Genomic DNA, 11,592 nt, shown 5'->3' with positions numbered 1-11,592 from the left:
AAAGGGAGAGATTATCAGCTCTTTTCGACGTCATCGTGACGCGCGCGTTTCGCATCCCACTTCTGCTTCTGCTCGGGAGTCAGCAGGCTGTAAATCTGATGCATGGTCTCGGTGCGCAGCACGGTCATGTCGGCGTGCAGCGCGGCCTGCTTGTTGGCGATTTCGCGCACCTTGGCACTATCGTAGGCATCGCTGCGCGTCGCTTCGCGCAATGCCTGGCGCGACTCCTGCATGGCCTTCATGTGGGCTTCGCGCTGGGGCTTCTGCTTGTCCATGATCTCTTTCACCCGCGCCTGCTGCTCGCTGGTCAGGTTGAGTTCCTTCAGCTTCTGATGGAAACCGTGATGCATGTCGCCATGCGCCCCTATCTTGCCGTGATGCCTGCTGTCGCAGCGCTCGCCCTCGCCGGACATGGCCGTACCGGCAGCAAACAGCGATGCGGTGATCAGCGCGGCGGAAACCAGATATTTATGAGACTTACCCATGATGGACCTCCGATGGTCTGTGAACAATGAATGTGACGATCATTTTCCGGATTTGCGTGTAGGCTTGCGTTCAGGGCGCGTAATACTACGTAAAAGTATGTAAGGAGCGCACCATCCGCCCGCCAAACTTTGGCAGAATCACATCCAACCTCTTAATTCGGAAACGATAACGCGTGCTGCAAGTCCTGCTGATCGACGACGACATCGAGCTTTGCCAGATGATGGAAGAATATCTGGAAGCCGAGGATTTCGCGCTGGAATTCGCCCATGACGGGCAGGAGGGCGCGCGCATGGCGCTGTCCGGCAAATACGACCTCGTGGTGCTGGATGTGATGATGCCGGGCATGAACGGCTTCGATACGCTGCGCCTGATCCGCAACACCAGCCAGATTCCCGTCATCATGCTCACCGCCAAGGGCGACGACATCGACCGCATCGTCGGGCTCGAACTCGGTGCCGACGATTACCTCACCAAGCCTTTCAATCCGCGCGAGCTGGTCGCCCGCCTGCACGCCATCCAACGCCGGGTGGTGGTGCGTGATGCCGCAACACAGCGCGACGGCGTGCTGCGCGTGGGCCGGGCCGCGCTGCATGCCGCCGAACGCATCATTGAATGGAACGGGCAGCCGCTATCGCTCACCACCAGCGAATATGCGCTGCTGGAAGTGCTGATCAAGCACGCCGGCCACGTCGTCACCAAGGCCGACCTGTTTGTGCAGGCGCTGGGCCGGCCGGAAACCAAATACGACCGCAGCATCGATGTGCACGTCAGCAACCTGCGGCAAAAGCTGGGCACGCTGGACGATGGGCGCTCCCCCATCCAGACGGTGCGCAACGTCGGCTACCAGTTCATTCCGGGTTAAGGAAAGAAAGATGGGACGCCTGTTCTGGAAACTGTTCTTCGGCCTGTCCGTCACGCTGGTGCTGATCGGCGCCGGCATCGGCGGGGCGGTCTATCTGCACGATCAGCGCTTGCAGAACGAAGAAGGCATCTCGCGCGACCGGCGCGCCGAATTCGTCGTCGGCGTCGTCGCGAATGCGGTGCAATATTCCGGAGTGGCCGGTGCGCGGGCGCTGCTCGATGAATGGCCGGGCAAGAACAGGTCGCCGCGCGTACTGATCGTCGATGTAGAAGGCCGCGATGCGCTGGGACGCACCGTGCCGCCTGCCGCGCTGAAAAAAGCACGGGCGGCATTGCAGCACGGCAGGCTGAAACACAGCGTGAAGCGCGTCAGTGCGCCCAGCGGCGAAGAATATGTACTTTTCCTGCCCGCCGCCAGCGCGGATGCCGGCCCGCCGCGCATGCCGCCGCCGGGCATCCAGATTGTCATCGCCCTGTTCGCCAGCCTGCTATTCAGCGCGATATTCGCGACCTATCTCAGTCGCCCGATCCGCCATCTGCGCAAAGTCAGCAACCGCCTCGCCGAAGGCGACCTCAACGCCCGCGTCAGTCCGTTGATCGGCAGCCGCAACGACGAGCTCTCCGATCTCGGCAAGGATTTCGACTTCATGGCGACGCACCTGCAAACCTTGCTGAATTCGCAACGGCAGCTGCTGCACGACGTTTCGCACGAGTTGCGCTCGCCGGTCGCGCGCATGCGCCTGGCTGTGGGCATCGCCCAGCAGCAGCCCGACAAGGTGGCGATGGCGCTCGGCCGTATCGAACGCGAAGCCGAGCGCCTGGACGAACTGCTCGGCCAGATACTCACCTTGGCGCGGCTCGAATCCAACCTCGGCAACGACGGAAAGGAAAAAGTCAGCATTGACGAACTGCTGGAGGAAATCATTCAGGATGTCAGCTTCGAAGCTCAGGCCAACGGGCGCACGATCGAATATCGCGCCGACATCAAGGCCGAGGTCGAAGGCCAGCGCGAACTGCTGCGGCGCGCCTTCGAGAACGTCATTCGCAACGCCATCAAGTACACGGCCGACGCCAGCGCCGTGGAAATCCGCCTCACCGACGAATCGCATAAGCCCACCGTGCTGATCCGCGACCACGGCCCCGGCATTCCGGAGGAAGAGTTGACCAAGGTCTTTCAACCCTTCTATCGTTTGCCGCCCGAAAAGGATAAAACCCAGGCATCGGGCTATGGCTTGGGCCTCGCCATCGCTCAACGCGCGCTGCACAAGCACGCCGGCACGCTGGAACTAAGCAATGCCACCGGTGGCGGCCTGCTGGTCAGGATTCAATTCAATCACGCAAAGGTGTTTTGATACGCAAAATTTGCACGAATATTTTGCGTGAGTCATTTCGAATGCGCTGCGCATCCAGCGGCGCCGCCCCGGATGCGGACGTCTGGCCGGACAAATCAATAACCGTTTGTTTTTAATGATATTGTTTTAAACGCTCGATACCGTTGCGCAAGGCTAGCCTTGCGTGAATGAGTACTGACATGGGAAGTGCAGAAAGGCAGCCCGCAAGCAGATTGCCTGGTACAAAAATTCGAGCCTTACCTGTCAAAACATAAAGCCCTGGCCGTGTTCGGTTTCGGCCCGGCTTGTGCATTGAGAAATTGAGTTCCAGGTCTTGGCAGACCAAGCTCCGGCATCGGCCAATGACAGAAAAAACCGGTCGCCGGCAGAAGAAGCGGTAACAGCGCATACAATATGCGCCTATCCAATTCTGTAATCGTGCAACTCCATGACCTCCGGCCATATTTCTTCCTCCGCCTTCTGGCGTAAGCACTTTTTCCTGCATTTCATTGCCTTTCTGCTCCTCACCTTCTGGGTTGCCGCGCAGACGCGCCCAGTTGCGCTTCCCGATCTGCATCTGGCAGAGGGCGAGCGGCTGGATTGCGTGTCTTATGCGCCTTACCATTTGCCGGGGCAGACGCCGCTCAATCCGGCGATGCGTATCCCCAAGGAACAGATCGCGGCGGATCTGGCAGCCTTGGCGCCTATCACCCATTGCGTGCGGATTTATGCCGTCGATCAAGGCCTGGAATACGTGCCCGAACTGGCGCAGAAACTCGGCTTGAAAGTCCTGCTCGGCGCCTGGATAGGGCGCGATCCGGTGGCGAATCGCTCGCAGCTGGAAACCGCCATCCGGCTCACCAACCTATACCCGGACGCGGTGCGCGCCGTGATCGTCGGTAACGAAGTTCTGCTGCGGCAAGAGCAACCCGAGGCAGCAATGCGCGCGATGCTGGACGAAGTACGCGGGCGGGTGAGCGTACCCGTCACCTATGCCGATGTATGGGAGTTCTGGCTGCGCCATCCCACTCTGGCGGAAGGCGTGGATTTCCTGACGATACATATTTTGCCGTATTGGGAAGACGAGCCGGTGGCGGTGGACCATGCGCTGGAGCATGTGGCGCAAGTGCGTCAGCGCATGCAGGAGCATTACAAAAAGCCGGTGCTGATCGGCGAAACCGGCTGGCCCAGCGCTGGCAGGCAGCGCGAAGGCGCGCGGCCGGGCTTGGTGGAGCAGGCGCTATATGTGCGCAGCTTCATCCGCGAGGCGCACGACAAAGGCTGGGATTACAACGTCATCGAAGCCATCGACCAGCCGTGGAAACGCCAACTCGAAGGCACGGTAGGCGGATACTGGGGAATTCTGGATCAGGATTTGCAGCCCAAATTCCCTTTGGCGGGGCCGGTACGGGCGCGTACTTCCGTGCAGCCCTATCTGCTTGCGGCACTGGCAGGCAGCATGCTTTGCCTGGGATTGGCCTGCCTGCCCGGCCGCGCGCGTAGTTGGCGCTTGCTCACACACATTGCTGCGGGCGCGTGGACGGGCGGCGTAATGTGGCTGGCATGGGAGCATGGGCAAGTGGCCTACCGCAACGCATGGGAATGGGCGGTGCTGGGCATGATCGCGCTCGCAGGCATTGGGCTGGTGCTTGGCATTGCGGGACGTCGTAATCAAAACATGCTGCCGGGATTCATCGAGGCCATGCAGCAACGGCAAAACCGCTGGCTTCCGGCCTTGCGCATGGCCGTCCTGTTCGCGGCGGCAACGGCGGCCCTGCTGTTGCTGGCCGACCCGCGCTATCGGGATTTTCCGATATGGCTGTACGCCATTCCCTCGCTCAGCCTGCTGACGCTGAACCGATTGTCGCGCACAGGGCGGGAGGAGAAACTCTGTGCCGGCATTATCGCGCTGGGCGGCATTGCGCGCTGGGCGATGGAACCGATGAACCCGCAGGCTCAGGCATGGCTGGCGCTTTGTTTGTTGCTGGCCGCGGCCTGCCTCGCCAGCACCAGCAAGGCCAGTACGACTGCCGGCGCCGACGGTTCGTAGCAATAAAGCACCAGCCCGGCGATGCCGGCGATCCAGCCTGCCCAGGCGAGCAGCCGCAATCGCGGGATCAGCGCGAGCAAAGCGGCCGCCAGGCTGAAGTAACCGAGCCGCTGCTGGGTGAAGATGACGATGGCGGTTTCGCGCACCGCGCAGCCCATGTCGGCCACCTGCGTGCAGAGCAAGGCCATTCCCTCTTGCTCCACCAGCGCGTAGCGCACCCACAGCGCCATGCCTAGCGCAGCCAATCCGCTCAACAACAGTTTCAAAACCTGTGCACGCATGCGGCTCATCCTGACCTCATGAAGCACTTGCGGGATTGTCTTGCGGGGCTTTTTCCGGCCAGTACGAGGCAATCTGGCAACCCAGCGCCGCCCAGTATGGAATCGTGGCGAACAGCAGCACGGCAACCCACGCCTTGGCCGCGGGGTCCTGCACTCCCAGGGTGAGCGATATGCTGACTACGCTTACCAGCAGCGCCAGCAAGAGCCCTAGCTCCTCACGTATCGGCCCGAAGAACGCCAGTGCACGCTTGGCCTTCCAGCCCTTGGGGGTGACAACGAACTCGCCCTTTTTCTTGAAGATGCCGGCGAAAATGCCGCGCGCCACGGCGTGCGAAATGCCCGCCGAAAGCAGCGAGGCGCCGGCGATATCCACCCACGGGCAATTCATCGTGCGCCGGTAGAGGATGGGGCCCATCGCGGTCTTGAACGCCATGAACCCTAGCATCGGCGCGACCAGCACCGTCATCGGCAGACCGAAAGATTCCGGCGCAACGATCATCAGGATGCTCCACAGCAGCGCGGCGAAGGTAAACACCAGTTGCAGCGCATCGCCGAACCAGGTGAACCAGCCGGTAAGGAAGTGATAGCGCTGCGCCAGATTAAGCCGGCTGCGACCGAGCAGCGCCGGCAGGTGCGCCTTCAGAATCTGCATCGCGCCGAACGCCCAGCGGAAGCGCTGGCTCTTGATCGCAGAGAAGTTGGCCGGGGTCAGGCCCTTGCCCAGCACGCGATCCACGTAGCGGGTGTCGTAGCCTTTGCGCAACAGACGGAGCCCGAGTTCGGAGTCTTCGCAGATACACCACTCCGACCAGGCGCCGACTTCGTCCAGAAATTTGCGCCGTACCAGCGTCATCGTGCCGTGCTGGATCAGCGCGTTGCGTTCGTTGCGGTGGTGCATGCCGATGCGGAAGAAGCCGTCGAATTCCCAGTTGCACATACGACGGAAGGGCTGTGTTTCCCAGTTGCGATGGGCTTGCGGCGCCTGTACCACGGCCACGTCGGGCGCATCGACAAAATGCGGCACCAGCGTGGCGATCCAGTCCGGATCGACCACGTAATCGGCATCGACCACACCGATGACCTGCGCGCGGGGATCGGTTTCCTTGAGCGCGAAATTGAGCGCGCCGGCCTTGAAACCCGGCCACGGGCGCAGGTGGAAGAAACGGAAATTCGGCCCCAGTTTCGCCATGTGTGCCTCGACCGGCTTCCACAGCGCTTCATACGCCGTATTGTTGTCGATCACCAGCACTTCGAAATTGCGATAATTCATCCGCGCCAGGCTGTCGATGGTCTCGATAACCATTTCCGGCGGCTCGTTGTAGCACGCAAGATGGATGGAAACGAAAGGCTCCTCTTCCGGCGGCAGCGCGGGCAAAGGCGCAAAACGGCGCTTCCAGATGCGCTTGAACAGCACCTCGCCGAACTCGTAACCGTGGGTCAGCAGTACCGAGATGGTGATCAGCGTGGCGGCGATCAGCACGGAGAGGCCCGCGAGGTCTTTCGGCGTCAGGTAATAATCCGCCGGCACGTTGATGCCGACGATCAACGTCGCCACCGACGCCTGCACCAGCATTGTCAGCCATACCCGGCCCCACAGGCTCCAGCCGGCCAGCAGGTAGGCGATCAGCACCATGGGAATGAAGGCGTAAGCCGCAGCTTCATACGCTTTGCTTTGCCAACGGATATCGCGCGGCACGTCGCCGGTCAGCGCGAACTTCGGTTCACGGTCGGCACTGAATACCCCCCAATAGGCGCCCGCCCAGCCTTCAAGCGCCACTTTCCAGGGCTGGTCGAAAGCTTCCATCACGTAATAATCCAGAGCGCGGGTGCGCTCCTGCGACAGGAAGGTGCGCAGGAACAGGGCTTCGTTGGCGCGCGAAGGGATTGCCGCCTCGACCGCAGGGCCGCGACTCGGCCAGCCGATTTCGCCGATCACGATCTTTTTCTTCGGGTAAGCCTTGGCCAGCTCATCGTAGCGCTGCATCGCATATGCGACGGCCGCCTCGGCGGGCACGCCTTCATGGTAGGGAAGCAGGTGCGCGGTGATGAAATCGACGCTGTCCGCGAGTTCGGGATACTTGAGCCAGATATGCCACGGCTCGGCGGTGGAAACCGGCTTCCGGGTTCCGGCCTTGACGGTCTTCAGGTAGAAAATCAGCGTGTCCGGCGTCATGTCTTCGCGCAGTACCGCTTCGTTGCCGACGATCAGCCGGTCGATATGCTTGTACTTGTTGGCGAGCCGGATGCCCTCTTCGATCTCGCGCTGGTTATGCTCCACGCTCTGGTCGAGCCAGATGCCGTTGGTCAGCTTGAGTCCCTTTTTCGCGGTGAGGGGCACCACGGCGGCGTTGTCGATTGAGCTATAGGTGCGAACGCGCTTGGTGAATTTGGCGAGCAGGTCGATGTCGCGCGCCAGTTCGGTTTCCTTGGGGTATTCCCGCGTCAACGGGCTCTGGTCGCGTCCGTAGCCGCTGTAGGCAAAGCCTGCGATGCGCTGTTCCGCATCGGTCATTTCCACGCCGCGATTGACCCATGCCCAGACGGCATATTGGGCAAGCGCAACAAAAGTCGCAATGCTCAGCGCGACGGCGAGCCGCATGAAAAATCTTGCGTAACGTTTAATGGGCATGATGCTGATTCTGTTGCCGATTTACCTGACGGTGATGGGGACGTGATTGTAATTGATCTTGATCGGAAGAATGCATCGAAACGGAAACACCATACGAAAAAAGCCCGCATTTGCGGGCTTGGGCGCTCACCGGAATCTCGCCATTCAATTAAGCTTCCGTTAAGCGCAAGCGTCTACAATAATAATCATACCGTGATCAAGGATTTGTACCATGACTTCTGCCGCCACTTCCTCCCGCTATGGAAACCTGACCATCGGCCTGCATTGGCTGATTGCCATCCTGATTGTTGCCGTTTATCTCCTGATCGAATTGCGCGAACTCTACCCCAAGGGCAGCGACCCGCGCGAAGCGATGAAAACCTGGCACTTCATGCTGGGCTTGTCAATATTCATTCTCGCGTGGCTGCGCCTTTTCGTGAATATTCGCGCTACCAGGCCGGCCATTGTTCCTACCCCTCCTGTCTGGCAGAAAATCAGCGCCGGCGCAGTACATGGCCTGCTTTATCTGTTGCTGCTGGGGTTGCCGCTGGCAGGATGGCTAATCCTGAGCGCAGCCGGAAAACCGATTCCCTTTTTCGGTCTCGAATTGCCGCCACTCATCGGCGAAAACAAGGAACTGGCCAAAACCATCAAGGAAATCCACGAGACCGGCGGGACTATCGGCTATTACCTGATCGGCCTGCATACCGCCGCCGCGCTGTTTCATCATTATCTGGTACGCGACAACACCTTGCGGCGCATGCTGCCTTTACTGAAATAGCGGAAGGGATAACCGCGATGATGCGCAAACTGGATTCATTATCGGTATCCTCCGGCGTCCGCGGCAGAAGCAGCCTACCTTGAATAAAGCCCGCCGCCAGGCAGGCTTCTTCAAGGATCCGTTCAAAAAATCAGTTTGATAACGCCGGTGACTACCAGCAATCCGACCAGAAAAATAATGCCGACTATCCACAATAAGATTTTCATTTCTTCTTCCTTCACACATTGATTCCGATACTAGGGAAATAGCAGGTTCGACGGTAAGAAGCGGAAGCTGAATCGTGTGTGAGATGACTCTTACGTGGGGCGCGCCTTCTGGTTGCAACGGCGGGATGCAAAAGCCCGGCCGGCACGAGGCGTATAACGTGAAAATAGTGCGACTCTATGGCGAAAGAATCGCCATAGTCATTGATCATACCCGGTTGCACGAGGCGGATTGAGCGTCAGCGCATCCAGTTCCGCCTCGGTAAACCCGGCGGCCAGTCTGGCTTCGATGTTGAACGGCCCGCGCAGGGCCGGAGCTTTATAGGCAAGCGCCAATTGCTCGTAGGTATCCAGCGGATTCAGGTTCCGCTGTTCGCATAGCCAGCCATACCAATGGTTGCCGATGCGTACGTGCCCGATCTCGTCGCGCAGGATGATCTCCAGAATGGCTGCGGCGGCGCGATCCCCCGCCTGCGCCAGCTTGTCGCGCAAACCGGGCGAAACATCCAGGCCGCGCGCTTCCATCGTGCGCGGGATCAGTGCAATACGGGCAAGCACATCGCCCCTGGTGCGATCCGCGATTTCCCACAAGCCGTTATGCGCCGGGAAATCGCCATACGCATATCCGAGCGACTGCAAATGGCCGACCAGCAAGGTGTAGTGGTACGCCTCTTCCGCGGCCACCTGCAACCAGTCGGTGTAAAACTGCGTTGGCATGTCCGGAAAACGCCAGACTGCATCCAGCGCCAGGTTTATGGCGTTGAATTCGATATGCGCCAACGCATGTATCATCACGGCCCGCCCTTCCACCGTCGCCATGCTGCGTTTATTGAGGGATGCAGGCGGCACCAGTTCCGGCCTTGCCGGACGGCCGGGAACCGCATTTTCGGCCGAAAGAACAGCTTCGGTATCCAGCGTCATGCTTCCTGCCGCCCAGCGGCGAGCCATTTCGGACACGCCCGCTGCCTTGCCGACCGGAACAGGCTCGGCCAGCCAGTGGAGCGCGGCCCGCCTCAGTTCGCCAGACATTGCATGTTCATGCATGGTAATGGAATCAATTTCCCCAAGCCTTATCCAGCGCCTGTTCCCGCTGCTTCAGTTTCCCTTTTGCGATATCCAGGCTCGCCCTGGCGGCCTTCTGCCGCTTTCTGAGTTCATCGAGTCGCGCCTGTTCCTGCGCGACACGCCCGGCTTGCGCCTCGGCCAGATCCGTGACGGATTCGTACTCGGATCGCGCATCGTTGTACTGCTCGCGAGCGACGGAAACGTTGTATTGCTCCGTCGCGGCGTCTTTCGCCATGACCGCCTGAACGGCAAGCAGGCCCAGCAGGAGCGCGATAGTTCGTTTCATGGGCATCCGTTATACCTTTGCGGTTGGTTTTTATGGTGAGAATTTTATACCGCATTCGTGGCCGGCATTGCAGCCGCCCCCTTGAGCAAGGAAATCCAGACATCGAGCAAAAGGCCGGCACAACGCCGTCTGCGGCATGATTGCTCGTTCCTGGCGCAATTTTTTTATCAGCCACTGGAAACATTGATCGGATTTAATGTATGATGCCGGCCTTCGTCAGCACTTGTGCGAACGAAAGAGCGGAGTGGTAGTTCAGTTGGTTAGAATACCGGCCTGTCACGCCGGGGGTCGCGGGTTCGAGTCCCGTCCACTCCGCCAACTCCCCAGCCTTATCGGCAATATTTCCCGGCAACATCGTCATTCCCAATAGCGCATCCGCCGTTATAATCTGCCGACTTTACTATCGCAACATATCCGAGGTTCCCTGCATGCGCGAAGAAACTCCGCTCAAACTCAAGCCCTTATCCGCCATTCTGTTCGGCAGCCGCTGGCTGCAAATGCCGCTTTATCTTGGGCTGATCGTTGCCCAGGCAGTGTATGTCTATCTGTTCTGGGTAGAACTCACTCATCTGGTACAAGAAACCCCGCATCTCACCGAAGAAAAAATCATGTTGATCGTGCTGGGGCTGATTGATGTCGTGATGATCTCAAACCTGTTGATCATGGTCATCGTCGGCGGCTATGAAACTTTCGTTTCCCGGCTCGGCCTCGCAGGCCACCCGGACGAACCGGATTGGCTATCGCATGTAAATGCGAATGTGCTGAAGGTGAAACTGGCCACTGCGATCATCGGGATTTCTTCGATCCATCTGCTGAAAACCTTCATCAACGCGCCGAATCTCGATGAAAAAACATTGTTGTGGCAAGTCGTGATCCACATGTCCTTTGTGCTTTCGGCGGTAGGCATCGCGGCCATCGACCGGCTGATGTCGCACTCAATACCGGCAATAAGCAAACACTGACGACGCGAAAGCGAATTGCAACAAAAACGGCCAGCAATCGAACTGGTCGTTTTTGTTCAGGAAGCCGCTTCATGACGCCGGGCTGGTGCAAATAATCCACACATCCTGTCCCACGGGCCTATGATGAATGTATGTTGCCTGGCTTGGTGCAGGCAAGCACCTGCCACTCAATCACTGCCGCCCGGGCTCTCTGCACGGGGCATCGCTAAGGAGAAACATCATGGCCAAGGGTCAACAACGCAGCAACAAGGAAGTAAAGAAACCCAAAAAGGACAAGCAGACCACCGCGCCCATAGGAACCTTTATCCCCATGCCGAAAACAACCCTCCCCAAGTCCAAATCCTAAAATCGAATTGCAGCGTCACGCACCATTCCCATTGCCGCGATATTCACTCCGGATGTTTTGCTGCCCAGCCCGGATGTTTTAGTAGCGATATCGGGCAGTTTCAGGACGCTATTCGAGTGTCCAGCCCCTAGTTCTTAATCTCATCCGCGCAATCCACAAAATCTGTGGATAACTCTGTGAACATCTGTGACTTAAAAGCGTAACTTACGCCTGCATAAAGACTTTTTTCCTTCGATTAAAAATTGAACTTTTTAGCATCCCATTTAAAATCAATAACTTATTTTCTTTCCATTATTTATTATGGAGTTAGGGGAATTCTTAAGGAACTACAT

The 11,592-nt window shown here is 58.8% G+C and carries 11 protein-coding genes and 1 tRNA gene; 7 read left to right on the top strand and 5 right to left on the bottom strand.

Annotation, left to right across the window (positions count from 1 at the left end; all coding sequences use genetic code 11):
* Window positions 1-14: 14 nt before the first annotated feature.
* Window positions 15-485 carry a Spy/CpxP family protein refolding chaperone gene (locus A7976_RS10585; RefSeq protein ID WP_067111298.1) on the bottom strand — a complete coding sequence of 157 codons (471 nt, stop codon included), beginning with the start codon at window positions 483-485 and terminating at the stop codon, window positions 15-17.
* Window positions 486-658: 173 nt separating this feature from the next.
* Here A7976_RS10585 and A7976_RS10580 point away from each other — a divergent pair, with 173 nt between their 5' ends.
* From A7976_RS10580 to A7976_RS10570, 3 genes are all read left to right on the top strand, one after another.
* Window positions 659-1,348, top strand: coding sequence for a response regulator transcription factor (locus tag A7976_RS10580; protein ID WP_067111295.1), 690 nt, complete (start codon window positions 659-661; stop codon window positions 1,346-1,348).
* 10 nt (window positions 1,349-1,358) lie between these two features.
* Window positions 1,359-2,699, top strand: coding sequence for a HAMP domain-containing sensor histidine kinase (locus tag A7976_RS10575; protein WP_067111292.1), 1,341 nt, complete (start codon window positions 1,359-1,361; stop codon window positions 2,697-2,699).
* A 427-nt stretch (window positions 2,700-3,126) separates the two neighbouring features.
* Window positions 3,127-4,728: a beta-1,6-glucan synthase gene (locus A7976_RS10570; RefSeq protein WP_067111289.1), complete on the top strand. Its 1,602-nt coding sequence runs from the start codon at window positions 3,127-3,129 to the stop codon at window positions 4,726-4,728.
* On the opposite strand, the gene A7976_RS15075 is transcribed toward A7976_RS10570, so the two are convergent.
* Window positions 4,635-5,009, bottom strand: a complete 375-nt coding sequence (locus A7976_RS15075; RefSeq protein ID WP_131801019.1) for a hypothetical protein — start codon at window positions 5,007-5,009, stop codon at window positions 4,635-4,637. The genes A7976_RS10570 and A7976_RS15075 overlap by 94 nt on opposite strands.
* A gap of 16 nt (window positions 5,010-5,025) precedes the next feature.
* Window positions 5,026-7,638, bottom strand: a complete 2,613-nt coding sequence (locus tag A7976_RS10560; protein WP_082878094.1) for a glycosyltransferase — start codon at window positions 7,636-7,638, stop codon at window positions 5,026-5,028.
* Between the two features lie 211 nt (window positions 7,639-7,849).
* Between A7976_RS10560 and A7976_RS10555 the strand changes: the two genes are divergently transcribed.
* Window positions 7,850-8,398, top strand: a complete 549-nt coding sequence (locus A7976_RS10555) for a cytochrome b (RefSeq protein WP_067111283.1) — start codon at window positions 7,850-7,852, stop codon at window positions 8,396-8,398.
* Between the two features lie 404 nt (window positions 8,399-8,802).
* Here A7976_RS10555 and A7976_RS10550 read toward each other — a convergent pair whose 3' ends face one another.
* On the bottom strand, window positions 8,803-9,630 hold the full coding sequence (locus A7976_RS10550) for a ferritin-like domain-containing protein (RefSeq protein WP_067111281.1): 828 nt from the start codon (window positions 9,628-9,630) through the stop codon (window positions 8,803-8,805).
* Window positions 9,631-9,655: 25 nt separating this feature from the next.
* On the bottom strand, window positions 9,656-9,952 hold the full coding sequence (locus A7976_RS10545; RefSeq protein WP_067111278.1) for a hypothetical protein: 297 nt from the start codon (window positions 9,950-9,952) through the stop codon (window positions 9,656-9,658).
* Between the two features lie 241 nt (window positions 9,953-10,193).
* On the opposite strand from A7976_RS10545, the gene A7976_RS10540 reads away from it, so the two are divergent.
* The 3 genes from A7976_RS10540 to A7976_RS15400 all read left to right on the top strand — a co-directional run bounded on the left by A7976_RS10540 (window position 10,194) and on the right by A7976_RS15400 (window position 11,260).
* Window positions 10,194-10,270: transfer RNA gene (locus tag A7976_RS10540), tRNA-Asp, on the top strand.
* Between the two features lie 110 nt (window positions 10,271-10,380).
* The gene (locus A7976_RS10535; RefSeq protein WP_067111276.1) at window positions 10,381-10,914 is read left to right on the top strand and encodes a TIGR00645 family protein; all 534 of its coding nucleotides are present in this window, start codon (window positions 10,381-10,383) and stop codon (window positions 10,912-10,914) included.
* 220 nt (window positions 10,915-11,134) lie between these two features.
* Window positions 11,135-11,260, top strand: a complete 126-nt coding sequence (locus tag A7976_RS15400) for a hypothetical protein (protein ID WP_256365516.1) — start codon at window positions 11,135-11,137, stop codon at window positions 11,258-11,260.
* The last annotated feature ends 332 nt before the right edge of the window (window positions 11,261-11,592 follow it).

The sequence above is a fragment of the Methylobacillus sp. MM3 genome, assembly GCF_001645185.1.
Classification (GTDB): domain Bacteria; phylum Pseudomonadota; class Gammaproteobacteria; order Burkholderiales; family Methylophilaceae; genus MM2.
This window is presented reverse-complemented; position numbering and strand designations above follow the sequence as displayed.